Source organism: Arthrobacter terrae (genome assembly GCF_015708085.1).
GTDB classification, from domain to species: domain Bacteria; phylum Actinomycetota; class Actinomycetes; order Actinomycetales; family Micrococcaceae; genus Arthrobacter_M; species Arthrobacter_M terrae.
In genome coordinates this window covers 73,775-100,077 of sequence record NZ_JADNYM010000007.1, presented here as the reverse complement: position 1 = coordinate 100,077, position 26,303 = coordinate 73,775, and the positions used below count along the sequence as shown (strand labels likewise).

Here is a 26,303-nt window from a genome sequence, read left to right as displayed (position 1 = left end):
CTATTCCCGCAACGGCTGATGGGAAAACACGCTCGGTAATACTCCGTCACGTTACCGGGGAAACCCGCCGTTGTCCGGACTGGCCGTAGTAGGCTGCGAGGCGCTCCATGCCCTCGGCCACGCCGACCTGCGGGACCCAGTCCAGCACCTGATGCGTGTGCCGCTGGTCAAACCAGTGCGCGGTGGAGAGCTGTTCGGCAAGGAAGCGCGTCATCGGCGGCTCATCGTGGACCCAGCCGCGCGCTCCGGCGGCTGTCCAGGCTTTTTCGATTCCGGACCCGGCGCCTCTTGCCAGCCAGCCCGGTACAGACCAGCCCGGTTCGGGAACGCCTGCGGCCACGCAGATGCCCGCAATAAGCTCGGCGATGGGCCGCGGCTGGCCATTTGTAATGACCAGTGCCTGGCCGTGCGCATGGTCCATGCGTTCAAGCCCGCGGACGATCGCCGCCGCGGCATTGTCAATGTACGTTGTGTCGATGAGCGCCGTTCCGTGGTCCAGAAATGGCAGCCGCCGGGCCCTGGCGCGCTCAATTACTCGTTCCACCAGCTGAGTGTCTCCCGGGCCCCAGACTATATGCGGCCGGATGGCAGCCACGCGGAACGCGGCAGAGTCCTCGGCCAGGGCCAGCAGTTCGGCCGCAGCCTTGGAACGTGCGTAGTTTCCCCGGGCACGTTCGGGATCGGCGATTCCGGCGGGGGAGCCAACGATTGAGCTGCCGAAGTGCGCCACGGAGGGCGAGGAGACGAAGACGAAGTCGCGGACACCGGCGTGCCTGGCCGCCGCGAGGAGGTTGCCGGTGCCGTCGATGTTGGTGGCGGCGAACTCGCTCCAGAGACCGGTGAAGGAGACCTTTGCCGCCAGGTGAATGACCGCGTCAACGCCCGCCACCGCACGCGCCACGGCTTCCGTGTCCGTGACGGAGCCCTGTACAGATTCCACCTGGTCGGCAGCAGGACGGCGCTGGAAGGTCCGTACTGCGTAACCGGTGTCCAGCAGCATCTGTGCCACGGCCCCGCCGAGCAAGCCGCTGGCACCGGTGACGAGCACTTTGGATTGGCTGCTCACGGCGTGCGCATTTTCCCGCCGGCGAGCGTAGCGCCGGCCCAGGCTGCCAGGGCGGTGCGGTCGACTTTGGAGTTATGCCGGATATCCGTTGGTATGGCAGGGACAACCAGCACTGCCGCCAGGTCCAGCTCCGCGCCGGCTGCGGCGCCCAAAGCTACAGCTGCACCCGAAGTTACCGCTGCGCCAGAAGTTACAGCGTAGCCCGAAGCTACAGCGTCGCCCGGAGATACCGCGTCGCCCCGAGATACCGCGTCGCGGACGAGGCGGGCGAGTTCGGCAGAGGCCAGGGCGCTTGCTTTGGCGGGTGGAACCGTTTCGATGACAGCCACGGCCACTTGTGCTCCTGCGGGACCGACGCCGACGACGGCGGCCCTTGTGACGCCGTCGACCGTTTCGGCCCGCTGCTCGGCGGCTACCGGGGTGCGAATTCCGGCGACCGTGGTCAGGATGTGGCCGAGCCGGCCTTCGACCCAGAGCCGGCCGGCACTGTCCAGATGGCCGACATCACCGGTGCGGTGCCAGCCGGGAACGGAGACGCTGTGCTCTTGGGTGATCCAGAGCCTGTCATACCGGTCCTTGACGTGTGCGCCGCGAACGATGATTTCCCCCGTGATGTCCGGCGCCCCGGTTACAGTGCTGGAGACGGTTCCATCCGCCTGTAGCGGCGTGATGGCCACTTCCGCGCCGAAGACGGCGGTGCCGACGCAGACGCCGTTGCCGAGACCGGCGGCACGGATTTCGGTCAGGCTGATATCCGTGACCGGCAACGCTTCGGTCATGCCATACGGCGTGTGCAGCGCGGCATCGGGAACGAGTTCCTGTACCTGCGCAAGCAGTGGTTCGGGGATCGGAGCCCCGGCGGAAAGCAGCAGGGTCACGTGGGCCAACGACCGGCGTTGCCCCGCGGTGAGCTCCGGTGCCGTTGCCAGGACGTTGACCAGTGCGGCGGGGGAGGCAAACACAGCGGTGGCCTGCACTGCGGCAGCGGCATCGGCGAGGGCAGCGGCCGTGAGCGTTGCGGGAGCGGTAACGTCCATGTCGGGGGTGACTGAGGTGGCGCCCAGCGCCGGTCCGAGCAGGGCGAACGGGGCAAAGCCCGCCACCAGGGCGGTTCCAGCGTGCAGGTTGTACGTGTTTTTCAGCGTGTCCCGCATGGCCGAGAGCTGGCGCTGCGTGTAGACAACACCCTTAGCCGGTCCGGTGGAACCTGAGGTGAAGAGCACGGCCGCGTCGGCATCCGGATTGATCTGCGCCTGCTGCTCGAAGCCCGCTTGCTCAACGCCGTACGGGGCTGCGCTGCCACCGTCGATCCCGTGCGGGGCTGAGCTGCCACCGTCGATCCCGTGCGGGGCTGCGCTGCCAGCGGCGAGGAGTTCCGGCACGGTGTGTGCAACGCCGAGCAGCCTGCGCCTGGCCCCGCTCAGCTCGGTGGCGCTGATCCGGACCCCGGGCCAGCTGTACAGGCGGGCACCGAGTAACGCCCGTTCGATGCCGATCAGGAACGCGGGCCCGGCGCCCTTAATGGCGCGGCTCATGCCCGCTGTGCCCAGTCCGGCGTCGGCGACGACGACCACGGCACCCAGCCGCAGGCAGGCGTAAATCAGCGAGGTCAGTTCAATGCCCGGGGGCACCAGCAGGCTCACGCGGTCTGAAGGGCGTACGCCGATGGACTGCAGCCCGGCGGCCAGCCGGTCGACACGTTCGGCCAGTTCGGCCCAGGAAAGGGTGCGTGGGCCGGCTCCCGGCCCGGCCCCAAGCGGTGCCATGTCCACGACGGCGGCGGAGGAGTCCGTCCGGCGGTCGTCAAGCTCGGCGAGCATCGGGCGGAACGGGACGATCGTCTGACTGGAATCGGTCTGGCCCGGAGATGCCTGCTTACCGCTATGCAGGTTGCTGCCGCTGTGCAGGTCGCCGCTGTGCGGGGTGCTGTCCAGGTTCTGCTCGAGCCATCCCAGGATGGGCGTTGCTACGTCCCGGTCCTCGGGCAGCAGGTGCCCGGCTCCTTCAAAGCGGTGCACGTCGGCCTGTGGCAGCCGGTCCAGCAGATCGCGCAGGTAGCGGTCCGAGAAGACCGGGTCTTTAGGACCCCAGAGCAACAGCGCCGGGACATCGAGCGTGCGTATGGCCTCGGATACCTCCGAGAGTGTGGCCCAGCTTGGATGGGACGGCTCAGCAGGGATGTCCGCGACAAAATTTCCGACGCCGCGCCGCCGTGCGGCCGTGCGGTACGGCGCCATAAAGGCGGCTTTGACGTCTTTGGCCAGGGCCGGATGCGCCAGTGCATGCGTCACGCGCAGGAACGCCGCCGTCGTCGTTGTTCCCCAGCGGTGCACCAACGGGTGCAGTGCCAACTGCAGCGGTGCAGGGACGGTGAACCCCGCCGGGTGCACGGCAGTGTTATTGAGGACGACGGCGGCCAGCTGGCTGCGGTGCCGGGTGGCCCAGCCGAGTGAAATAATACCGCCCCAGTCATGCCCGACGGTGGTCACGGCCCCGGTGATCCCGAGCTCGGCGGTCAGATCACCAAGGTCGGTGATCCGGTCCTGAAGCCGGCGGAAGACTCCCGTCCGGTCGGAAAATCCCATGTCCAGCTGATCGACGGCAATGACGCGCCACGGCCGGTCCGCGGCCGACGCCGCTGCCAGCAGGGTCCGCCACAGATATGACCACGTCGGGTTCCCGTGAACGCACAGTAGAGTTCCGGCCGGTTTCACGCCCCGGGACGCTAATTGCGGTCCGTTATCCAACAGATGCCAGCGATGGCTGCTGCCGGCCGGGTCCACCGCTGCGGTGGAGGGCACGTCAATAAACCGGGACCAGGCAGGATCTACCCCCGGCCAGGCCTCTGCTACCACGCAATTTCCATCATGGTCGTGTTCAACCCGGAGCCGACCCCCATGCAGAGCACCCGGTCTCCCCGGCTGAGCGTCTGGGACTCCTGGGCCAGGGTCATCGGCAGCGAGGCCGGGCCCACATTGCCCCAGTGAGGGAAGGTGATCGGTACCCTGTCCCGGACCAGATTCACGGCCTTGATAATGGCGTTCGTGTAGGAGGTCGAGACCTGATGGGTGACATAGCGATCCATCGCGGTCCAATTCCAGCCGTTGGAATGCGCCTCGTTCCAGGCATTGACCACCAGTTCCAGCCCGCCGTCCAGCAGCCCCTTGGTATCCGTGAACATTCCGTCAACGCCGCCTACACAGAGTTCGTGATGCTCGGTACCGGCACGCGAGACTCCACCGAGGATCCGATGTGCGCCGGGGTGTTCATCGGCCGGGCCGATGACGGCCGCCGCTGCGCCGGAACCCAAGGTGAGCGTGGCGAATTCGCGCAGGTAGTCCTCACGGGTGGAGTCCGGACGGTTGAGCCGGGCGAACGTTGCCTCCTGAGTTCCCTGGGCATCCTCGCCGGCCACGATCAGGGCGTACTTGATCTGGCCGGAATCGATCATATTGGCAGCCAGAGTAATGCCGTTGACGAACCCGAGGCAGGCGTTGGCCAGGTCGAAGTTCATGGCGGAGGAGGGCAGACCCAGTCCGTGGTGAATCTTGACAGCCACGGATGGCTCCAGGTTCTTGCGGGTCACGGAGGTATTGATCAGCAGCCCGATCTGGCCCGGTTCAATTCCGGATTCAGCAAGCGCCTTCGCGCCCGCCTCGATGGCGGCGTCGTCGAACGCAGTTCCGGGCGACCACCAGCGGCGCTCGGTTACGCCGGCGACCCGTTCCAGCAGACGCTTGGACAGCCGCAGCCGTTTGAGGCTGGAGGCCAACCGTTCGTCAAAATCCGCAGAACTGACGACTACCGGGGCCTCCACACTTGTGACGGCCAGCAGCGCCGTGTTGTCATGTCGAAACGTCGCGTTGCCGATCAATATCCAGCCTTTATCCGTATGTGGTCGCTAGGGGTACACTTGCGGGTTCGATCCGTGGGCCCGTGTTGTTCGATGGCGGGTGCCACGATTGCCCAGAATCTTAACTATGCACCCAATACTATGGGTCCTGCACATGCAGCCGATGGCATACTTCCCGCAGCTGACCATCATATATCCGCAGAGTATCCCGCTGAAGACGGTAGATTTAGGGTTTCGACCGTACTCATGGCCACGCGTTAAACCGAGCAGCCAGACCAACCTGTGAGAGCCGAAACACCTTGCACCTGAAAAGCCTGACCGTCAGAGGATTCAAATCGTTTGCCTCGGCAACCACCTTCGACTTCGAGCCCGGTGTCACGGCTGTGGTGGGTCCGAACGGGTCAGGGAAGTCCAATGTCGTGGATGCGCTGGCGTGGGTGATGGGGGAGCAAGGCGTCAAGACTCTGCGTGGCGGAAAGATGGAGGACGTCATCTTTGCCGGTACGTCCGGCCGGCCCGCGCTCGGACGGGCCCAGGTCTCACTCACGATTGATAACGCCGACGGCGCCCTGCCGATTGACTACAGCGAAGTGACGATCTCCCGCACGCTGTTCCGGACCGGCGGGTCGGAGTACGCAATTAATGGCACCAGTTGTCGATTGCTGGATATCCAGGAACTGCTCTCGGATACGGGACTGGGCCGGGAAATGCACGTGATCGTCGGGCAAGGCCAACTGGACAAGGTGCTCCATGCCACGGCCGAGGAACGCCGCGGTTTTATCGAAGAGGCGGCCGGCGTGCTCAAGCACCGCCGGCGCAAGGAAAGGACGCTGCGCAAACTCGAAGCGATGGCAGCAAACCTGGCCCGGCTGACGGATCTGGGCAGCGAACTGCGCCGTCAGCTCACCCCGCTGGGGCGGCAGGCCGAAGTGGCCCGCCGGGCGCAGACTGTCCAATTCGATGTCCGGGATGCCCGCGCCCGGTTACTCGCCGACGATTTGGTACAGCTGCAGACGACTTTGGCGCAGGACGTGGCCGATGAAACCGCGCTGAAGGCCCGTCGCGTCGAGGTTGAGCAGAGCCTGGCAACCGGCCGGCAGCGGCAGGCAGAGCGCGAACAGCTCGCAGCCGCCGCGACGCCGGAACTAAACGCGGCGCGGGATTCGTGGTATCAGCTCTCCGCCGCACGCGAGAGGCTGCGTTCCCTGGGCGCCCTGGCCGATGACCGGCGCCAGCTGTTGGGTGCGGCGGACGCAGCCCCGGAGCCTTCCCGCGATCCGGAGAAATTGCAGCAGCAGGCCGTCAGGGTCCGTGCGGAGCAGACCGTGCTGGAGGGTTCCGTTCAGCAGCGGTGCAGCGCCCTCGAAGCGGCGGTTGCGGCCAAGACAGCGGCCGAGGGGGTGGCAGCGGAGGAAGACAAACGCCTGGCGACGATACTGCGCGCTGCCGCGGACCGACGCGAAGGGCTGGCAAAACTGGCCGGTCAGGTGGGCGCAGCGCGTTCCCGGGTGGAGTCCGCGGAAGCCGAGCTCGGCCGCCTGCGCGGCTCCATGACGGCGGGGGAAGAGCGCCGGCGGAAGGCTCAGGAGGAGTTCACAGCACTCGAATCCCAAGTTGCCGGAGTGGAGGAGGGCGAGGAAACCCTCGACGCGGATTACGAGTTGGCTGTCGAGGAACTGGACAATGTTCAGGCGCAGATCGAGGACCTGACCACCCGCCAGCGCGCCGCGGAGCGGGACAAGGATTCCCTGACGGCCCGCCGTGATGCGCTGGCGGCGGGCCTGCGCCGCAAGGACGGCTCGCAGCTGTTGCTCGCATCGGACCAGCAAGGGGTCCTAAGTGCCATAACGGACCTGCTCACCATCCGGCCGGGTTATCAGACGGCGGTCGCTGCCGCCCTCGGTTCGGCCGCTGACGGACTGGCAGTGCGGGACTTAGCCGCCGCGGTGGAGGCAGTGCAGCTGCTGAAGAACGACGACGGCGGCCGGGTCGAGCTGATCATCGCTGCTCCTCCGGCGACCGGCTCTGCCCCGCACGTGGCCGGCTCTGCCCCGCCGCCGGCGGAACAAGATCGTTCAACGGCCACGTGGCGATCCCCGGGCCCGGCTCAGCTGGGCGCTATGGAACTCATTACAGCCAATCAGCCATGCGTCGTTCCCGGCTTGTCCGCGGCTCTGGATGCCCTGCTGGCGGGACTCGTGGTGGTCGATGACCTCGCGGCGGCTGCTGCCTTGGTGACGGCCCATCCCGGTCTTCGGGCGGTAACGGTGGACGGCGATGTTTTCAGCGCGTTCAGTGTTCGCGGCGGATCCGCAGCTGCCCCGTCCACGCTTGAACTGCAGGCAGACGTTGACGAAACGGTTGCGCGGCTGGAAACCGCGACAGCACACGCCGAACAGCTGCGCTTTGCCCTCGCTTCGGCTACGGCACGGCTTGATGACACCCGTGGTCGGATGAACGCCGCCCTGGAACGGCTGCATGAATCCGATGCGAGGTTTGCTGCCGTGGCCGAACGGCTGGGCCAGCTGGGATCCTCGTTGCGGTCCGCCGTCGGGGAGAGCGAGCGGTTGGCGGTCCTGCTGGCAGCGGCAGAGGCCAACATCGCTACCGGGCAGCAGGCCTTGGAAGCAATTGCGGCACGGTTGGATGCTGCCCGGCTGGCACCGGCGCAGGATGAACCTTCGACGCAGATCCGGGACGAACTCGCCGCTGCCGCGGTCGTTGCCCGCGCCGCGGAGATGGAAGCCAGGCTGGGCCTGCGCAGCGCGGAGGAACAGCTCAAAGCCATCGCCAATCGCGCGGCATCGCTGGAGCGCGCAGCCGTCACCGAGCGGCAGGCGAGGGCTAGGGCAGCCGAGCGTGCGCGCCGTCGTGCTGCACAATCGCGCCGGGCCGCAGCCGTGTCCGCAGCGGTCGCGCAGGCCCTGGCTTTTGCCGAGGTTTCCCTCGACGCCGCCGGTCGCGGGCGGGACCGCGCCGAGGCCTCCCGTGCCGCCCTGGACCGTGAACTGACGGATATCCGGACCGGCAACGAAGACGCAGCGGTGGAACTTGCCAAGCTGACAGACTCGGTGCATCGGGACGAATTGGTACGGACCGAGCAACTGCTCCGGATTGAAGCACTGGAGAACCGGGCGATCGACGAACTCGGCCTCACCACAGACCACCTGGTCAGCGAATACGGGCCTTCGACGTTGGTGCCGACGGTCCCGGGCGAGACCACGGACAAGTGGGCTGCACTGCGCGCCCCGGTGGATGCTGACGGTAACGAGGTCCTGGCGGGTGTTCCCTTTGTCCGGGCGGAGCAGGAAAAGCGGCTACGGCGCGCTGAGCGGGACTTGGCCTCGTTGGGCCGGGTAAACCCGCTTGCATTGGAGGAATTCGCTGCCCTGGAGGAACGTCACCGGTTCCTGAGCAGCCAGCTGGAGGACCTAAAGGCAAGCCGCAAGGATCTATTGGACATTATCCGCGAGGTGGACGAGCGCGTAGTCCAGGTTTTCACCGCCGCCTATCTGGATACTGCACAGCACTTCGAGTCGGTCTTTGCCACGCTGTTTCCTGGTGGGGAGGGAAAGCTTGTGCTCACGGACCCGTCCGATATGCTCAACACCGGCATTGAGGTACAGGCTCGCCCCGCCGGAAAGAAGATCAAGCGGCTTTCGCTGCTGTCCGGCGGCGAGCGCTCGCTGACAGCCGTGGCCCTCCTGGTGGCAATCTTTAAGGCTCGGCCATCACCGTTCTATGTCATGGACGAGGTGGAGGCGGCCCTGGACGACACGAATCTGGGACGGTTGCTCACGATCTTCGAGGAGCTGCGCCAGTCGAGCCAGCTTATTATCATCACGCACCAGAAGCGGACCATGGAAGTTGCCGACGCCCTTTATGGTGTCACGATGCGCGGTGACGGCGTGTCCACGGTTATCAGCCAGCGCCTGCGTGCCGAAGCCTGACCTCATTCCCCTGCGGTGCCGCCTGCCAAAACCTGCCTGCGGCGCCTGCTGAAACCTGCCTGTGGTTCTTCGAGAAACCTGACTGCAGTGGTGGCAGTGCATGCAGTGCCTGCACTGCAGGCAGGTTTTTTAGCCGGTAGACCGCTGGAGAGTCTCGCTGGCCTTGAGCCAGGCAATAATCGCGACGGCGCCGACGGCGGCCGCCATGCCGAAAGCCGCGCCGTAGGAGAACGCATCGACAATCATGCCGGCGGCGATCGGGCCCAGGATGGTGCCGAAGTCTTGACTCATCTGGAAGGTTGCGAGGACCTTTCCGCCGGAGCGGTCGGAGCCGATGATGTCGGCGACGGAAGACTGCTGTGCGGGTCCGAAGAGACCGCTGCCCACCCCTGCTATCGCCGAGACAACGAAAAAGATCGGCACGTTGGTGGTGAATCCGAGAACGGCCATGGCGGAAGCGTTGACGGCCACGCCCGTGATGACCATGGGTTTGCGCCCCCATGTATCGGCGAGTTTTCCGGAAAATGTCAGGGCGGCGCCGGTCCCGATGGCAAAGACGGCCAGTGAGATACCGGCCACGGCCGTCCCGCCGTGCAGCACAACGGTGGCAAATAGCGGCACCAGCGCCATTCGGATGCCGAAGGCGGACCACCCGTTGGCGAAGGCCGAGACCAGCGCCGCGCGGTAGCTGCTGCTGGCCAGCGCCTCACGCAGTTGCATCGGCGGTTTCTTCGCTGTCGTAGGCAGAGGTGACGCTGCCGTCGTCGCCCCTTTCGCCCCTGTCGTCGACTCGCCAGCTGCAGCCAACGCCGCAGCAGCCGCGAGACGTGCCAGCCGGGCGGGTCGGAGCGAAGTTGCCACTACCGTAGCCGCCACCAGCAGCGTGCCGGCGTAGATCAGGAACGGGAGCTGCAGCCCCAATCCCGCCATCAGAGCCCCTGCTGCGGGGCCGGCGATGTTGCCGAGCAGAAAGGAGCCCGCATAAGCGCTGTTGACCCGGCCACGCGCGCCAGCGGGAGTGAGCCTGACCAGCAGCCCCATGGCGGCAACGGTGAACATCGTAGAGCCGACTCCGCCCAGGCCGCGGAAAATCAGCAATTGCCAGTAGTTTCCTGCGAACGCGCACGCTGCGGAGGACAACGCCACGATCAGGATGCCGGTGATGTAGATCCAGCGCTCGCCGAACCGTTCCACAAGCTGCCCGCTGAACGGAGCAAACACCAGCCGGGCAAAGGCGAAGGCGCTGACCACCACGGCTGCAGCGCTGACGGAGACGTCGAAACTGCGGGCAAACTGTGGAAGGACCGGAGCCACGAGGCCGAAGCCGAGGGCAATGACGAAGGCCGCAGCAATCAGGACGCTGATTTCGTGCGGCAAGGTGGGTTTGGCGCTTTGCGCGACGAGGGATCGGGACTTGCTGGTCATAATGGTCTGAGTCTTTCACAGTGCACGGCCCCGGCAGTGCGGTGCGCCGGTTGTACGGTGCCCGGCTCGGGCATCGGGCCTGCCGTCGAAGTCTGTCCGTCGAAGTCTGTCCGTCTAAGTCCGGCCGTCTAAGTCCGGCCGTCGGGAAATGCCCGTTGTGAGAAGCTAGAGGCGTGAATGAGACTCTGCTGATCATCCTGTACATCGTGATTGCCCTGGCCGTTGTTGGCTTGCTGATCCCGCTCTTCCTTAAGGGACGCCGAAGCAAGGAGATATACTCCTCCACGCGTGACGCCAACGATCCTCCAGTGACTGGTGCGGGTGGGTCCACGGCGCTGCAGGACCGCCCGGACACTGCAGTGCCGGCTGAGCCTGCCGCCCCGCCGGAAGCGGCCGATGTCTCCGACGCCGAGCTTTTGGATGACCTGGCGGGTTTGGAAACACTGCCGGCCATTGAAACTCCGGCAGCAGTGGAGGGCCGCCTGGTCCGGCTCCGCGCCCGATTGGCCAGATCAAACACTGCATTGGGCAAGGGTCTGCTGGCGCTGCTGTCACGGGACACCATTGATGAGAACGTTTGGGACGAGATCGAGGAAACTCTGCTGCTGGCGGACGTCGGCACGGGGCCAACACTGGAATTGGTGGATGCACTGCGCGCACGGGTCAAGATCCTTGGCAGCCGCACGCCCGGGCAGGTCCAGCAGATGCTTCGCGAGGAACTGATCAAACTGGTTGACCCCACCATGGATCGTTCGCTCAATGTCGCACGTCATGACAGCCGGCCGGCGGTGATGATGGTGGTGGGCGTGAACGGTGTGGGCAAGACGACCACCGTCGGCAAGCTCGCCCGGGTCTTGGTAGCGGAGGACAAGGATGTGCTTCTGGGCGCGGCGGATACCTTCCGTGCCGCCGCAGCGGAGCAGCTCGCGACGTGGGGACAGCGCGTTGGCGTTCCCACGGTTAAGTCCGACGTCGACGGCGCAGATCCGGCATCCGTTGCCTTTGAAGCCGTCAAAGCCGGGATCGAACAGGAAGTCGATGTGGTCATGATTGACACCGCCGGCCGCCTGCAGAACAAGATCGGCCTGATGGACGAGCTTGGCAAGGTTAAGCGGGTGATCGAAAAGCAGGCCAGCGTGGACGAGGTGCTGCTGGTTCTCGACGCGACCACGGGACAGAACGGGCTCACGCAGGCCAAGGTGTTCGCCGAAGTCGTCAATATCACCGGCATAGTGCTCACGAAACTGGACGGAACAGCCAAGGGTGGAATCGTCGTCGCCATTCAAAAGACGCTGGGCGTTCCGGTGAAGCTGGTGGGTCTGGGCGAGGGGGCCGATGACCTGGCACCCTTCGATGCCGAAGAATTCGTGGATGCCCTGCTCAACTGACGTTTTGGCGACGCTGCGCCAGCCGTTTTCCCGCTGACCAGCCTGCTGTTACCTGCCGGAAACACGGCGGCCGCGCATTGTTTACGCGGCCGCCGTTGTTGTAACACGACGGCAACCTGTGGCCTGTCCGGACGTAACACCGGAGCGCCAATCTTGTAGAGACATAATGCACCGCGAGTCGCCTCCACTGCGGGGTGGCCGCGATACCTCTCTACGGGAAAGGCCAGCGGGCATGAACACAGGTGACACGGCGTGGGTCTTAGCCTCCGCCGCTTTAGTTCTGCTGATGACGCCCGGGCTGGCGTTCTTCTACGGCGGCATGACCCGGGCCAAGGGTGTGCTGAACATGATGATGATGAGCTTCGGAGCCATCGCTGTTGTGGGGGTGCTGTGGATTGTGTTCGGCTATTCCGCGACCTTTGGCACGGACATAGCGGGCGGGCTGCTGGGTAATCCGCTGCAGAAATTCGGTCTGGCAGGGGTTCTGGACACGGGGACGAACGCTCCGCTGGTCGGTACCATCCCGGAAATTGCCTTCGTCGGGTTTCAAGCCACGTTTGCCATTATTGCCGTGGCCCTGGTTTCGGGCTCCATCGCGGACCGGGCCAAGTTCGGAGCCTGGATGCTCTTTGCAGTTATCTGGGTCACGCTGGTCTACTTTCCGGTGGCGCACTGGGTCTTCGATTTCAACAAGGACGCGGCGGGTAAGCCAACGGGGGGCTGGTTGGGCCAGGGGCTGGGAGTTATTGACTTCGCCGGCGGTACTGCAGTCCACATCAACGCCGGCGCTGCCGCCCTTGCGCTCGCCCTGGTGCTGGGCAAGCGAAAGGGCTTCGGCAAGGACCCGAGCCATCGTCCGCACAACCTGCCGCTGGTGATGCTCGGCGCCGGGTTGCTGTGGTTTGGCTGGTTTGGTTTCAATGCCGGCTCTGCCCTCGGCGCGAATGCCGTGGCCGGGTACGCCTGGATCAACACGCTGGCCGCACCCGCCGCGGCCACGCTGGGCTGGTTGTTGGTGGAGCGGCTGCGGGACGGTCATGCAACGTCCCTGGGGGCCGCATCGGGTGCGGTAGCCGGGCTGGTGGCCGTAACTCCGGCGTGTTCGGCGCTGACACCAATGTGGTCATTGGTGCTGGGCCTGCTGGCCGGTGTGGTCTGCGCCCTGGCCGTGGGCCTGAAATTCAGGTTCGGCTATGACGATTCCCTCGACGTGGTGGGCGTGCACCTGGTGGGCGGACTCATCGGTACGCTTTTCATCGGGCTGGCGGCAAGCCCGGGTGCACCGGCGGCGGCTACCGGTCTGCTGTACGGCGGCGGCTTAGAGCTTCTGGGCAAACAGGCCATCGGATCCTTCGCCGTGCTGCTGTACTCCTTCGTGCTGGCCTTCATCATCGGCTGGACGATCAACAAGACCATGGGGTTCCGCGTTCCGCCGGAGCACGAACTCGAAGGAATCGATGTGAGCGTGCACGCGGAAACGGCCTACGACTTCGGCGGCCGGGTGGGAGGATCCTTTCAGCCCATCGGGGAAGTATTGACCCTGCACACTGCGGTTCACGGCGGCAGACAGCCAGCGCAGGCCAGCACATGTGGGAATTCAAAGGTGGAAGCATGAAACTCATCACTGCGATCATCCGTCCGGACAAGCTCGACGACGTCCGCGGTGGCCTGGAGAGCTACGGCGTGCAGGGACTGACCATCAGCGGGGCACATGGCTACGGCCGACAGCGCGGCAACACGGAGGCATACCGCGGAGCCGAGTACACCGTGGATCTGCCCCCTAGTGTGAGGTCTCCCAGTCTTCAGGCCCGTTGGATCCGGCGGCATATTCCTGCAGCGGCACCTCGTTGGCCCGCCACGCCTGCAGCGTCGGGTCCACAATCCGCCAGCACTGTTCGGCGGTGTCCCCGCGGACGGAGAGCAGCGGGTCGCCGTTAAGCACGCCATCCAGGACCTCACCGTAGGGCAGGAGGTCATCTCCGGCAAGCTCGGCATCCAGACAGACGCGGTCCAGCGTGAAAAGATCGCCGGGTCCATTGACGTCGATGTCCAGCTTGAGGTTGTCCGGTCCGAAGCCAATGTGCAGCCGAGTGGGCCTATCCACGCCCTTAAACCCGACGGGCAGATGCGGTACCGGCTTGAAGGTGATGACGGCCTCCTTGCGGGGCTTCCCCAGGGCCTTGCCCGAGCGCAGGATGAACGGCACCGACGCCCACCGCCAGCTGTCCACCCGAACCTCGACTTCCGCGAGTGTCTCGGCCTCCTTGGCCGGATCTATACCTTCTTCCTCCGTGTACCCCGGCACCTTCCGCGACCCGATCTTCCCGGCAGTGTAGCGGGCCCGCCGGGTGCTGGCCGTGAAATCCGAACTCACCGAGCTGGCCCGCAGTACCGCGGCAATCCCGTCGCGTACGTCTCGTTCACCGAGTGTGGCCGGTGGTTCCATCGCGATGACAGCCATGACTTGCAGCAGATGGCTCTGGATCATGTCCCGCAGGGCGCCGGCACGGTCGTAGTAGCGGGCACGGTTCTCCAGGGCAAGATCCTCATCAAAAACGATTTCGACCTTCTCGACGTTGTTGCTGTTCCACAACGGCTCGAGCAAACGGTTGGCAAAGCGCAGCCCAAGAATATTCAGGACGGTGGATTTGCCCAGAAAGTGGTCCACCCGGTGTATATGGTCCTCGGGCACCAACCGGGCCAATGTGGCGTTGAGGGCGCGGGCGGAGGTCTCATCGGACCCGAAGGGTTTCTCCATCACCAGCCGGGTTCCCGCGGGGAGGTCCTCAGCATCGAGCACTTCGCACGCCTTCTGGCTGACCGCCGGCGGCAGCGCGAAGTAGACGGCCATGGGGGCGGTCATAGTGGCAAGAAGCTTGGCCAGCTCACCCTTGGCTGTCACATCCAGCAGATGGTACGAGCTGGTTTTCTGCGCGGCCGCCAACGCGGGTTTCCCCCCGGGAACAGCGGCCGTGGCTGCTTCGTCGAAGGCCTCAGAGACCCTGCTCTGCCATTGTTCCTGGGACCAGTCGTCACTGCCCGCTCCGGCTACGGTAATACCGTTTGCGCGGCCGGCGGCAATGAGCCTGGCTACGCCGGGGAGCAGTAGGCGGCCGGTGAGGTCCCCCGAAGCGCCCAGAATCAGCAGGGTCTTGATGGCGCCGTCGTCGTTGGTTGCTTGGCCGGCCCGGCGGGTCGTGGTTCCGGCCGGGGCAGCGGATGTGGTCGCAGTCTTGGCAGCAGTCATTTTTTCAGCATGCCATTGAATGCCGGAAATTTCAGCCCCGACTGCCGGAACACGTTTGGTAACCCTCAGTGTGGCGTGTGTCTTGGTATCCTAGGTAGTTGAGTCCGCGTGATGTGGGCCCACAGACTTTTGAACCCGAAGTTATCGCAACTGAGAAAGAAGTAACCGCCGCGTGTTCAACTCCTTATCTGACCGGCTGACAGCGACTTTCAAGAACCTGCGCGGCAAGGGTCGCCTGACCGAGGCCGACGTCGACGCCACCGTGCGGGAAATCCGCCGCGCCCTCCTCGACGCGGACGTCGCCGTGCCGGTGGTGCGCGAATTCACGGCCAAGGTCCGCGAGCGTGCGCTTGGCGCGGAAGTAAATGCGGCGCTGAATCCGGGCCAGCAGATCGTGAAGATCGTCAACGAGGAGCTGGTGGTGATCCTGGGCGGTCAGACGCGCCGGATCCGGCTGGCCAAGAACCCCCCGACGGTGATCATGCTGGCCGGACTGCAGGGCGCGGGGAAGACGACGCTGGCAGGGAAGCTGTCCAAGTGGCTCAAAGGGCAGGGCCACAGCCCGCTGCTGGTCGCGGCGGATCTGCAGCGGCCGAACGCCGTCAAGCAGCTGCAGGTCAATGGCGAGCGCGCCGGAGTTCCGGTCTTTGCCCCACACCCGGGTGTCAGCTCCGAGTTTGAATCCGCCACCGGTGACCCGGTGGCGGTCGCCCGTGCCGGTGTTGCCGAAGCGCGCGCCAAGCTGCACGACGTCGTCATTGTGGACACGGCCGGCCGGTTGGGCGTGGACGCCGAGCTGATGCAGCAGGCGGCCGATATCCGTGCCGCCATTTCCCCCGACGAAGTCCTGTTCGTCATCGATGCCATGATCGGCCAGGATGCGGTAACAACCGCACGGGCGTTCGACGAGGGCGTGAACTTTACCGGCGTTGTCCTCACGAAGCTCGACGGCGATGCCCGTGGCGGTGCTGCGCTGTCCGTTGCGTCGGTCACCGGTAAGCCCGTTATGTTTGCCTCCACCGGCGAGGGCCTGGAGGACTTCGAACTCTTCCATCCGGACCGGATGGCCGGGCGCATCCTGGATATGGGCGACGTTCTCACCCTGATCGAGCAGGCCGAGAAGAACTGGGACAAGGACGAAGCGGCCCGGATGGCGCAGAAGTTCGCCGACCAGGAGGACTTTACCCTCGACGATTTCCTGGCCCAAATGCAGCAGATCCGCAATATGGGTTCGATGAAGAAAATGCTGATGATGATGCCCGGTGCGGCCAGTATGCGCCAGCAGCTGGAGAACTTCGATGAGCGCGAAATTGACCGGGTGGAGGCCATTGTCCGCTCGATGACCCCGCACGAGCGGTTGGCACCGAAGATCATTAACGGCTCCCGCAGGGCCCGGATTGCCCGCGGTTCCGGCGTCCAGGTCTCCGAGGTCAACGGATTGCTGGAGCGGTTTGGCCAGGCGCAGAAAATGATGAAGAAAATGGCGCAGGGCGGGGGTATCCCGGGGATGCCCGGCATGGCAGGCGCCGGCGGCGGCGCGCGTAAAAGCGGGAAAAACGCACCGAAGAAGAAAGCGCGCTCGGGTAACCCGGCAAAGGCCGCTCAGCAGCTGCGCGAGGCGGAGGAGAAACGCGCCAGCACGGCGAAGTCCCTCCCGGCCGGTGCGGCGTTTGGCCAGCAAGGTGCGGAGGGCTTTGACCCGGCATCGTTGAATCTGCCCAAGGGCTTCGATAAGTTCCTGAAGTAACCAGAATTCATGACGCTCGAACGAATCGTTTTTGTTCATGGGTCCGACTCGTTCGGTGCGGCCGCGTGGCCACGTCAGCACGGGCTGGCCCTTGATTACGACGCACTCTTCGTCAAGCGACTGGGCTTTGACGCCGCCGCGCAGCCGGTACCGTCGGATTTCCTCACGGACCGGGACATTGTGCTGGACGCCTTGGGCGACGGCGGGCACGTCGTAGCCCATGCCCAGGGTGCCATAGCGGCAATGCTGGCAGCGGTTCAGGATCCGGGGTTGGTCCGGTCGCTGGTGCTGGTGGAACCGGATGTGCTGTCCCTGACGGCGGACCTGCCCGCCACGGCGGCCCACCGCAGCCTGCTGGAACCGCTGTATTCACGACGTATGGAAATGGCGGACGAGGATTTCAGCCGCGAATTTGCCAGGTTGGCCCACGCGTCGCAGGGGCGCCCGGTCGAGGACGAATCCCGGCTGCAGGCGAGCAGGCGACGGCTTCAAGCGCCATCCTGGGACGCTCCGCTGCAGATAGTCCCCGGTGTTCCTACCCTGGTGCTCACCGGTGGATGGGAACCGCTGTATGAGGAAATTGCCGAATACCTTGCCGCTACTGGTGCCGTGCACCGGCATGCTCCCGGCGGGCACCGTCCGCAGGATTCCGACGACGGCGACAGGCTGATCCGGGACTTCCTGCGGGTTCACGGCGCCTGACGCCCCGGCAGCAGTGCCGGCAGCAGTGCCGGCAGCTGCGGGGGCAGCAGCGCTTGCAGCTGCGCCGGCAGCAGGCGGGGGCAGCCGGTGCAGCCGGTGTAGCAGGGGGACCTTAGTGTCAGTGGCTGACCGTACGCTGAATCCATGTTGGAAATACGTCCGGCCGCACTGGCGGAGTTCTCGCTTCTGCCGGCCATTGAAGCGGAATCAGACACGCTGTTGACCGCGCTGCTGCCGGCTCTGCTGCAGGGGGCATTGCCTTTGGTGTCCACGCCGGAGATGTCCAAGCCGGAGATGTCCACGCCGGAGGTGTCCAAGCCGGCGGAGTTTTCCGCCGCGCTGCACATCATGGTCGCTGGCCGGCCCGCGGTGGCGTTCGCACGGATCGAGGAAGTGGACGGCCACGCTCATCTTCAGCAGCTCTCCGTTCTGCCTGATTTTGCCGGACAAGGGATTGGCCGGGCCCTGGTGCATGCGGCTGCCGCATGGTCCAGGGAAGCCGGGTACCGTTCCATCACCTTGTGTACGTTTTCGGATCTGCCATTCAACGCCCCGTTTTACGCAAGCTGCGGCTTTGCCATCATTGGCTCGCCCGGGCCGGGTTTGGCCGCGCTCCGGGACCACGAGCGCAGAATCGGGCTGGACGCGGCCGGCCGGCGGGTCGTCATGCAAAGGGTGTTCGCGCCGACGCCAAGTCCGGTGCGGAGCAGAGGATCTTCCAGTCACTTAAATGTCGCCGCCCGGGGCAACTCACCCACCGAAAATAAATTGAAGCTTCAAGTAATTGACGTAGGTACGGCCGCTCATGCCGATCGGCGGCGACAACCTACCTCAGGAGCATGAGATGACCCGTATGCCCTCTTCCCCGGATCTGCTGCCGGCGGACCTCGCCATGGGCACCGTGCTGCTCAAGGTGGGGGACATGAAAACCATATCCGCCTACTACCAGCAGGCCCTGGGCCTGGATATCGTTGCAGAGGCCGACGGCGTTCTCTACCTGGGCCGGGGAAGGACGCCTTTGGTGCAACTGGCTCCGGCGCCGGGACTGCGGGTCGCCGGCCGCGGCGAGGCGGGCCTGTTCCATACGGCGCTGCTGTTTCAGGACCAGGCTTCCCTGGCGGCAACCGTGGCCAGCGCCGCACGGTTTTAACCGCAGGCGTTTGTCGGCAGTGCCGATCACCTGGTCAGCGAGGCGTTTTACTTCACCGACCCGGAGGGCAATGGCATCGAGTTGTACTACGACCGGCCCCGGACCCAATGGCGGTGGGAAGGCGGCCAGGTCGCAATGGCTTTGCTGGCCCTGTCCCCGCAGCAGTATCTCAACGAGCACCTCACCGAAGCGGTTCTGGCCGGCCAGCGGCAGCAGCACGCCGCCGTCGGCCACGTCCACCTGCAGGTCGGGGATGTGCGGCGGGCGCGGGATTTCTACGTGGAAACGCTGGGATTTGAGCAGACCGCACTGCTGGGGGACCAGGCGCTGTTTGTTTCCGCCGGCGGCTATCACCATCATCTGGCGATGAACGTGTGGAACAGCCGCGGCGCCGGGCCGCGCAAGGACACCCTTGGCCTCGGTGAGGTCCTGATCCACCTTCCCGAAGCGGACGACGTCGGCGCGCTGGCACAGCGGCTGGCTCACCGCGGCGTTGCGACGTCGAATACGGGTGCTGAACTGGTCTTCCCGGATCCGTGGAATAACCGGATTCGCGTTACTGTGGACACTGAGGCGGCCGCCTGAGAAACGCATCAGGGCCGCAATGTCGACGATGGAGGCCGTAGTCTTGTCCACCCTTTCGGAATTCTTTATAGCTGATCACCGCAGCGCCGTGGCCCACGCAAAGGCCCTGGATGCACGGACGGCTCCGCCGGCGCAGCTGCCCCGGCTGGAGGTCCCGGATCTGACGGACCTTGACGTGGAAATCCTGGCCGAACTGGCCGCAAAAACCGTCCACGCCACCGGGACCGAGTGCGAGCTCGGCCTGGTGGACATTGAGCTGGACACTTTATTTGTGGTTCCGGAGGCCGTAAGTGCGGTTTTCGCCGAGCTGAAGGACCTCGAAGACCAGGAGGAGGTAGCTGTGCTGGCCGCCGACTGGGCGCGGACGGAGGAAATGGCGACGACGGCTGAGGTCACCGAACCGTTGGTACGCGCGCTCTCGGAGCTGGCCTCCGGGGCGGATGAGGATGCCATGATCAATTTGTACTTCTGGGCCGAGTAGGCCGCCCGTCCCGCTCCGACAGCGCGGAGCAGGCCGAGCCGATGGGACCGGACCGGCTGCGCTTTGGCATTCGGGACCGGCCGCATGTCGACATTCGGGACCGGCCGCGCGTTGGCTGTCGGGCAGGGAATGATCTGGCATAATGGGAAGGTACTCGATCCGCGCGGCCCCTCTCTCCGCGTGCCGATCCTGTCCTTAGAACCCTAATGATCGGCCCGCCCCACGGGAGCGTGACACAGGGTTTGCCCTCTTTAGAACCAGGAGTGACCACAAAAGTGGCCGTAAAGATTCGCCTTAAGCGCTTTGGTAAAATGCGCGCACCGTACTACCGCATCGTTGTCATGGACGCACGCGCCAAGCGTGACGGCCGTGCGATCGAAGAGATCGGCAAGTACCACCCGACCGAGGACCCCTCGTACATCGAGGTTGTTTCAGAGCGCGCCCAGTACTGGCTCGGAGTCGGCGCACAGCCGTCCGAGCAGGTTGCCGCGATCCTGAAGATCACCGGTGATTGGCAGAAATTCAAGAACCTGCCCGGCCAGGAAGGCACGCTTCGTGTCAAGGCCGATAAGGTTCCCTTTGTAGCACCCGAGAAGTCTTCGGTCATCGTCAAGGAGGCCATCACCGCGAAGGCCAAGAAGGACGATGCTCCTGAAGCAACTGCGGAAACGACTGAGGCGTAGTCACGATGCTTTCCGAGGCGCTCGAGCACTTGGTCCGGGGGATCGTTGACAGTCCCGATGATGTCAAGGTCAGTGTCAAGAACAACCGCCGCGGGGAATCCCTCGAGGTGCGCGTTCATCAGGACGATCTGGGCCGGGTGATCGGACGTCAGGGACGCACGGCACGCGCATTGCGCACTGTCATCGCAGCTCTGGCCAACGGCGAACCGGTAAGGGTCGACGTCGTCGATACCGACCGTCGCCGCTGAGCGTTAGCGCAGCAGGAGGCTAACGCAGCCCGTCGCCGGCACAGTAGATAGCCGGGACGGCACGCAGTCGGAGCGCAATATTCACCGATTGCGGCCCCGGCACCATAATGGTGCCGGGGCCGTTTTCTGTTAAGAGTCCGGCGGGCTAAGGCTCTGGCCGGTTATAAGTGTGGCCCGTTAAGAATTCGGTAACAGTACAGAGGAGTTTTTCATGCAGGTTCAGGTCGCCCGGATCGGTAAACCGCACGGCATCAAGGGTGAGGTCACCGTCCAGGTGCTCACGGATTCGCCGGGCAACCGCTTTGTCCCGGGTGTCGAGTTGACCGTCGAGCCAGCCACGCTGGGCCCCCTGACGGTGGTGAGCGCCCGCTGGAACAAGGACATCTTGCTGCTCGCTTTCGAGGGGGTTTCCACGCGCAACCGTGCGGAAGAACTGCGCGGCGGGAAACTGTTCGTTGACTCGGACGAGGTGCAGGACGACGACGACGGCTGGTATGAGCATGAGCTCGTGGGCCTTGAAGCGCGGGTCGGGTCTGAAGTCGTGGGGACCGTGAGCGCGCTGAACACCATGCCGGTGCAGGATCTGCTGATCATTACCAATGGCGCGGGCGACGAAATCCTGGTCCCTTTCGTTGAGGAAATTGTTCCCGAGGTCAACGTCGCTGGCGGATATGTTCTGCTGACACCACCGGAGGGCCTGTTCACCGTGAATTCCGAGCCTGCCACCGCGCCCGAAGACGCTCCCGAAGACGCGCCCGAAGAGCAGAGCGCCGAATAAGTGCGCATCGACGTCTTCAGCATCTTCCCGGAATACTTGGCACCGCTGGAGCTGAGCCTGATCGGCAAGGCCCGGCAGGACGGCATCCTGGACCTGCAGGTGCACAACCTGCGCGACTTCACCACGGATCGACACCGAACCGTCGACGACTCTCCCTACGGCGGAGGAGCAGGCATGGTGATGAAGCCGGAGCCGTGGGCTCTGGCACTGGAATCGGTGTTGCCGGCGGTCGGCCAAGGGACTCCGCGCCGGCCCGCGCGGACCCCTTCAGACAGCCTCGCACCCGCCAAACCCATCCTGATCGTGCCCTCCCCGGCCGGCGAAGTTTTCGACCAGGCCCTGGCCTACGAATTGGCGGAGGAGAAGCATCTGGTGTTCGCCTGCGGACGCTACGAAGGCATCGACGAACGCGTGTTGGAATGGGCCGCCGGCACTGGCTCGACCGGCACTGGCTCCGACGGCATAGACCCGACCAGCACTGGCTCCGACGGTCCGTTCCGGGTCCGCGCCGTCAGCCTCGGCGACTACGTGCTCAATGGCGGAGAAGTCGCTGTCCTGGCCATGGTGGAGGCCATCGGCCGGCTGCTGCCCGGGGTGGTGGGCAACCCTGAATCCCTTGTCGAAGAGTCCCATGCCGACGGCCTGCTGGAGTACCCGGTGTACACCAAGCCCTCGTCTTGGCGCGGACGCGGCATCCCTGATGTCCTGCTCAGCGGTAATCACGCAAAAATTGCCGGCTTCCGTCGGGAGGAGCAGCTGCGCCGAACCGTGGAGCGCCGGCCGGACCTGATCGACGCGCTTGACCCCACGATCTTGACTAAAGCGGAACTGGCTACCCTCGGCGGACTTGGCTACGCCGTCGTCGGCGGTCGGCTGCGCCGCGCCTACTAGCGGACAGCCACCGGTCCTCCCCGACCTAGCGGACAGCCACCGGTCCTCCCCGACGGCGCCACCATTCGGCGGCAGCTACCGCCGCTCTTCGTATGCGCACGCGCACCGCAACGCACGCGCAACGCAACGTAGATTACCGGAACCGGCCCGCATATGGCAGAATTGATCCTTGTGTCTACTGGGTTCGCACCTGCCACAGGGGGAGCGCGACCAATGCAGCAGCACACCGGCATTCCCCCAGCGGAACAGTCGGTCTAAACCTAACTTTCGGCAGGAACGGCTGCGTGTCTTCGGACTTCAGCATTGCTGCCGTAAAACAAAGTGAATGACCCGTGGCGTTCACCAGGAGTGACACAATGCACATCCTCGATTCAGTCGATGCAGCCAGCCTGCGTACCGACGTCCCCGCATTCCGCGCCGGCGACACCCTCAAGGTTCACGTGAACATCATTGAAGGCAGCCGTTCCCGTGTCCAGGTTTTCCAGGGCTTCGTGCTCGGGCGCCACGGCGATGGTCTGCGTGAAACTTTCACCGTCCGCAAGGTTTCCTTCGGTGTCGGCGTCGAGCGTAAGTTCCCGGTCCATTCCCCGATTATTGAAAAGATCGAGGTTGTTTCCAAGGGTGACGTTCGCCGCGCCAAGCTGTACTACATGCGTAACCTGCGCGGCAAGGCTGCAAAGATCAAGGAAAAGCGCGATAACGTTCCCGCTAAATAAGGGATCCGCACTTTGAACCAAACGGAACGCCGGTCCAGGAAACTGGGCTGGCGTTTCGTTGTGCTGGCCGTGGTGCTGGTCATCGCCGGGAGCGCCGTTATCCGCAGCTGCTGGCTGGACGTGTACTATATCCCGTCCGAATCCATGGAGCCTTACCTGGTGACCGGGGACCGCGTACTGGTTTCCCGTACGGACTACAACTCCACCACCATTGTGCGCGGCGACGTCGTAGTCTTTGACGGCAGGGGCTCGTTCGCTCCCTTGAACAGCGGGCAGGGACCCGTCGCCGACGCCGTCCATACCATCGGTGTGTGGTTGGGCGTGGCCGGAAGCGACACTGTGTATGTCAAGCGCGTTATCGGCGTCGGCGGTGACCACGTCAAATGCTGTGCCGTGGATGGTCGGCTGGAAGTTAACGGCGTCCCGCGCGATGAGCCGTATCTCTACCCCGGGGATGCGGCAAGCACCTCGGCTTTTGATGTCGTAGTTCCAGAGGGTAAATTGTGGCTGATGGGTGACCACCGCTCCGTCTCAGCCGACTCGCGATCCCTGCTCGGTGCTCCGGGCGGCGGCATGGTGTCCGTGGATAAGGTCATTGGCCGCCCTCTACGGATCCTTTGGCCGTTTGAGAGATTCGGGCCACTTGCTCGCCCAACGGCTTCGGCAATCCTGCCGGTTCCGCCGGCCATACAGAAGGACGCACAGTAAATGCCGCAGAATACCCCGGGCGTACCCGATGATGACGAGCCGCGCGGCATGCCAGGGCCGGAGACGGATCACCATGGGCCGGAGGCGGATCACCATGGGCCGGACGGTACGCCAGGGCCGGAGGCGGATCACCATGGGCACGCGGCCCACGCCCAACCATCACATTCTGCCGCTTCACATCAGACGGTTCACGGAGCCCATTCTGCGGCGTCGCCCGACCACCAGGAAACGTCCGGCGAGAGAATGCGACGCGGCGCGCGTGCCTGGCTCAAAGAGATCGGCACCATAATTGTCGTCGCTTTGGTGCTGTCCTTTCTGATCAAAACCTTTTTGTTCCGGGCCTACTGGATCCCGTCCGGCTCGATGGAGAACACTCTGGAGGAAAACGACCGTATCTTCGTGAATCTGCTGGTTCCGCGTCCGTTCGCTCTGGAGCGCGGCGACATCGTGGTCTTCAAGGACAGCCAGCATTGGCTCCCGCCCACTGCACCTCAGTCAGATGGACCCCTGAGCTGGACGAAGGATGCACTGATGTTCGTTGGGCTGGCTCCTGACGAATCCCAACAGCACCTGGTCAAACGTGTCATCGGGATGCCGGGGGACAGAGTCATCTGCTGCGACGCCGGGGGAAAAATTACCATCAATGGACAGCCGATAACCGAGCCGTACTTGTATCCCAGAGCCGCGCCCTCCGCCACGGCTTTCGACGTGACCGTTCCCGCCGACGAATTGTGGGTGATGGGGGACCACCGCAACGACTCGGCGGATTCGCGCGCACATATGGATACTCCGGGTAGGGGCTTTGTCCCCGTCGCGGACATCGAGGGTCGCGCCACGGTAATCGCCTGGCCGTTCAACCGGCTGGCGATTCTGGGTAACTACCCCGATGTCTTCCGCGACGTCCCGGCTCCAGCGAAGCCGGCCCCCAGTTCTCCCGCGCCCACATCCGGTCGGTAACCGTGGGCGCACCCGTACCGGCGTCCGGACTTGGCCGCAAAACAGCACCCAAGAAGCGTGCAAAGGCCAAGACCGCCGGCCAACCTGCCGCACCTACCCTGGTCTATGAACGCTCCTTCATGACGAAAGGGCACCGACTGATAGCAGGCTGCGACGAGGTGGGACGCGGTGCCCTGGCCGGACCGGTCAGCGTCGGCATGGTGGTTGTTGACCTCTCATCCCAGCGTGAGCTGGCAAAAGTGCGGGACAGCAAGCTGCTGACGCCCGCCGCGCGGGTGGAGCTGGTGCCGCAGATCCGCGAATGGGCCGTTGCCTACTCAGTGGGGCACGCCTCCGCCGCCGAGGTTGACGCCGTCGGCCTGATTTGCGCCCTGCGGCTGGCCGGAACGCGGGCATGGCACCAGCTGGTGGCCTCCGGGGTAACGCCGGATGCCGTCATTTTGGACGGCAATCACAACTGGCTATCCCCGCAGCCGGAACCGGCACCGGAAGCCGAACTTCTAACGACGGCACAATGCCAGCAGCAGCTCGACTTCTTCGGCGAGTCACCGGCGGCGGTCGCGGCCACCCGGCCGGAACCGCTCACAGAAGCGGCCGACGTCGTCGTCCTGTCCTGCAATGCGCCGGTTTACACCAAGGTCAAGGCGGACATGCAGTGCCTGAGCGTCGCGGCCGCCAGCGTACTGGCGAAGGTGGAGCGGGACGGCATGCTGATCGAGCTCGACGCCGTCCATCCGGACTTTGGCTGGGCAGTGAATAAAGGCTACGCAACGGCGTCGCACCGGGCGGCTATCGCTGCCCACGGGCCCTCTCCCTACCACCGGTTGAGCTGGCGGCTGACGGCGGATGTCGAGCCCGCTGCGCAGGTTGCTGTGGGTAAGGGATGATGGAACGATGAGTGCCGAAGATCTGGAAAACTACGAGACCGACATGGAGCTCCAGCTCTACCGTGAATACCGGGACGTCGTGGGGCTGTTCAGCTACGTGGTGGAGACGGAGCGTCGGTTCTACCTGGCCAACCACGTCGATCTGCAGGCACGCTCGGCAGATGGCGAGGTTTATTTTGACCTGACGCTACAGGATGCCTGGGTTTGGGACGTCTACCGCTCCGCCCGGTTCGTGAAGAATGTCCGCGTTATCACCTTCAAAGACGTCAATGTGGAAGAGCTCGTCAAGTCGGATGACCTGACAATCCCCAAGGACGGATCGCTGGGAAACTAGCGGGCGCAGCCGCTGGTGTCCGCTGGCACTAGCCCTCAACACCGGGGTCAGGCGGCGGCCTGCCCACAGCCTCGTCACGGCCACTTCTGATGCCCCCTGAGTGCGGCCGGGGATGTCCGCGGCACCGGGCGTACCGTTTTCATCCGGTGCGCGGGATTCTGCCGGCCGTGATAGCCGCGGTCCGCGCGGGCTTCTCAGATTTCGTCGTGGCTTCCGCCAATCAGAGGGAAGCTGCGCTGGTTCCCCATGCGAAGGCGCAGGAGCTGATGTTGGAATATGCCGGCGCGGATGAGCCCTCCCGTCGTGCCGCTCCTCCGGTAGGTGATGCGCTTTCCGAGCCGGACCTAGTCGATGTGGCGGAGGAGGCACGGAATGCGCTAGAAGTTGCCGCGGCAGAACGCCATTATCTGCTGCTGGCAGGTCCGCCGGGTGCAGGGAAAACGATGCTGGCCGAACGCCCTCCGGGGCTGTTGCCTGATTGAGACGACACTAAGGCCATGGAAGTGA

Annotated in this window: 22 protein-coding genes and 2 pseudogenes; 19 read left to right on the top strand and 5 right to left on the bottom strand. The window is 64.8% G+C overall.

The genetic code is table 11. From position 1 onward, the window contains the following. Positions 1-46 precede the first annotated feature (46 nt). Genes IV500_RS07000 through IV500_RS06990 form a run of 3 tightly spaced genes read right to left on the bottom strand, consistent with a single transcriptional unit; the run spans position 47 to position 4,940 of the window. The gene (locus tag IV500_RS07000; RefSeq protein WP_312875847.1) at positions 47-1,066 is read right to left on the bottom strand and encodes an NAD-dependent epimerase/dehydratase family protein; all 1,020 of its coding nucleotides are present in this window, start codon (positions 1,064-1,066) and stop codon (positions 47-49) included. Further along, positions 1,063-3,921: an alpha/beta fold hydrolase gene (locus IV500_RS06995; protein WP_196396084.1), complete on the bottom strand. Its 2,859-nt coding sequence runs from the start codon at positions 3,919-3,921 to the stop codon at positions 1,063-1,065. Before IV500_RS06995 ends, IV500_RS07000 begins: the two co-directional genes overlap by 4 nt. Next, a complete protein-coding gene (locus tag IV500_RS06990; protein WP_196396083.1) occupies positions 3,915-4,940 on the bottom strand; it encodes a 3-oxoacyl-ACP synthase III in 1,026 nt (341 codons plus the stop codon). Before IV500_RS06990 ends, IV500_RS06995 begins: the two co-directional genes overlap by 7 nt. 278 nt (positions 4,941-5,218) lie before the next feature. Between IV500_RS06990 and smc the strand changes: the two genes are divergently transcribed. Further along, on the top strand, positions 5,219-8,869 hold the full coding sequence (gene smc, locus IV500_RS06985) for a chromosome segregation protein SMC (protein WP_196396082.1): 3,651 nt from the start codon (positions 5,219-5,221) through the stop codon (positions 8,867-8,869). Positions 8,870-8,998: 129 nt separating this feature from the next. Here smc and IV500_RS06980 read toward each other — a convergent pair whose 3' ends face one another. Next, on the bottom strand, positions 8,999-10,294 hold the full coding sequence (locus IV500_RS06980) for an MFS transporter (RefSeq protein ID WP_196396081.1): 1,296 nt from the start codon (positions 10,292-10,294) through the stop codon (positions 8,999-9,001). A gap of 173 nt (positions 10,295-10,467) precedes the next feature. On the opposite strand from IV500_RS06980, the gene ftsY reads away from it, so the two are divergent. The 3 genes and pseudogenes from ftsY to IV500_RS06965 all read left to right on the top strand — a co-directional run. Next, positions 10,468-11,682 (top strand): signal recognition particle-docking protein FtsY, encoded by a 1,215-nt coding sequence (gene ftsY, locus IV500_RS06975; RefSeq protein ID WP_196396080.1) that lies wholly within the window; start codon positions 10,468-10,470, stop codon positions 11,680-11,682. 232 nt (positions 11,683-11,914) lie between these two features. Next, the gene (locus tag IV500_RS06970; RefSeq protein ID WP_196396079.1) at positions 11,915-13,297 is read left to right on the top strand and encodes an ammonium transporter; all 1,383 of its coding nucleotides are present in this window, start codon (positions 11,915-11,917) and stop codon (positions 13,295-13,297) included. Next, a pseudogene (locus tag IV500_RS06965) lies at positions 13,294-13,473 on the top strand (P-II family nitrogen regulator); the annotation flags it as partial. The gene IV500_RS06970 and the pseudogene IV500_RS06965, both read left to right, overlap by 4 nt. On the opposite strand, the gene IV500_RS06960 reads toward IV500_RS06965, so the two are convergent. Beyond that, a complete protein-coding gene (locus IV500_RS06960; protein ID WP_196396078.1) occupies positions 13,463-14,929 on the bottom strand; it encodes a glucose-6-phosphate dehydrogenase in 1,467 nt (488 codons plus the stop codon). The pseudogene IV500_RS06965 and the gene IV500_RS06960 sit on opposite strands and share 11 nt — an antisense overlap. Positions 14,930-15,101: 172 nt before the next feature. Here IV500_RS06960 and ffh point away from each other — a divergent pair, with 172 nt between their 5' ends. The 15 genes and pseudogenes from ffh to IV500_RS06885 all read left to right on the top strand — a co-directional run bounded on the left by ffh (position 15,102) and on the right by IV500_RS06885 (position 26,278). Next, positions 15,102-16,676, top strand: a complete 1,575-nt coding sequence (gene ffh / locus IV500_RS06955; RefSeq protein ID WP_196396077.1) for a signal recognition particle protein — start codon at positions 15,102-15,104, stop codon at positions 16,674-16,676. Positions 16,677-16,685: 9 nt separating this feature from the next. After that, positions 16,686-17,378, top strand: coding sequence for an alpha/beta fold hydrolase (locus tag IV500_RS06950; protein WP_196396076.1), 693 nt, complete (start codon positions 16,686-16,688; stop codon positions 17,376-17,378). Between the two features lie 144 nt (positions 17,379-17,522). Then, a complete protein-coding gene (locus IV500_RS06945) occupies positions 17,523-18,221 on the top strand; it encodes a GNAT family N-acetyltransferase (RefSeq protein ID WP_230854608.1) in 699 nt (232 codons plus the stop codon). Between the two features lies 1 nt (position 18,222). Continuing rightward, positions 18,223-19,113: pseudogene (locus IV500_RS06940) on the top strand (VOC family protein). Positions 19,114-19,156: 43 nt separating this feature from the next. Continuing rightward, positions 19,157-19,594 carry a hypothetical protein gene (locus tag IV500_RS06935; protein WP_196396075.1) on the top strand — a complete coding sequence of 146 codons (438 nt, stop codon included), beginning with the start codon at positions 19,157-19,159 and terminating at the stop codon, positions 19,592-19,594. A gap of 275 nt (positions 19,595-19,869) precedes the next feature. Then, positions 19,870-20,277, top strand: a complete 408-nt coding sequence (gene rpsP / locus IV500_RS06930) for a 30S ribosomal protein S16 (protein WP_196396157.1) — start codon at positions 19,870-19,872, stop codon at positions 20,275-20,277. 5 nt (positions 20,278-20,282) lie between these two features. Then, entirely contained in the window at positions 20,283-20,525 is a 243-nt protein-coding gene (locus IV500_RS06925) for an RNA-binding protein (RefSeq protein ID WP_196396074.1), read from the top strand. Positions 20,526-20,736: 211 nt separating this feature from the next. Next, positions 20,737-21,303: a ribosome maturation factor RimM gene (gene rimM, locus IV500_RS06920; RefSeq protein WP_196396073.1), complete on the top strand. Its 567-nt coding sequence runs from the start codon at positions 20,737-20,739 to the stop codon at positions 21,301-21,303. Beyond that, positions 21,304-22,194, top strand: coding sequence for a tRNA (guanosine(37)-N1)-methyltransferase TrmD (trmD, locus tag IV500_RS06915; protein ID WP_196396072.1), 891 nt, complete (start codon positions 21,304-21,306; stop codon positions 22,192-22,194). A gap of 356 nt (positions 22,195-22,550) precedes the next feature. Further along, on the top strand, positions 22,551-22,910 hold the full coding sequence (gene rplS, locus IV500_RS06910; protein WP_196396071.1) for a 50S ribosomal protein L19: 360 nt from the start codon (positions 22,551-22,553) through the stop codon (positions 22,908-22,910). A 12-nt stretch (positions 22,911-22,922) separates the two neighbouring features. Then, positions 22,923-23,618 carry a signal peptidase I gene (gene lepB, locus IV500_RS06905; protein WP_196396070.1) on the top strand — a complete coding sequence of 232 codons (696 nt, stop codon included), beginning with the start codon at positions 22,923-22,925 and terminating at the stop codon, positions 23,616-23,618. Further along, the gene (gene lepB / locus IV500_RS06900; protein ID WP_196396069.1) at positions 23,619-24,575 is read left to right on the top strand and encodes a signal peptidase I; all 957 of its coding nucleotides are present in this window, start codon (positions 23,619-23,621) and stop codon (positions 24,573-24,575) included. Positions 24,576-24,577: 2 nt separating this feature from the next. Continuing rightward, a complete protein-coding gene (gene rnhB / locus IV500_RS06895) occupies positions 24,578-25,462 on the top strand; it encodes a ribonuclease HII (protein ID WP_376770187.1) in 885 nt (294 codons plus the stop codon). A 7-nt stretch (positions 25,463-25,469) separates the two neighbouring features. Continuing rightward, the gene (locus IV500_RS06890; protein ID WP_196396068.1) at positions 25,470-25,796 is read left to right on the top strand and encodes a DUF2469 domain-containing protein; all 327 of its coding nucleotides are present in this window, start codon (positions 25,470-25,472) and stop codon (positions 25,794-25,796) included. Between the two features lie 206 nt (positions 25,797-26,002). Next, the gene (locus tag IV500_RS06885) at positions 26,003-26,278 is read left to right on the top strand and encodes an ATP-binding protein (RefSeq protein WP_376770186.1); all 276 of its coding nucleotides are present in this window, start codon (positions 26,003-26,005) and stop codon (positions 26,276-26,278) included. Positions 26,279-26,303 lie beyond the last annotated feature (25 nt).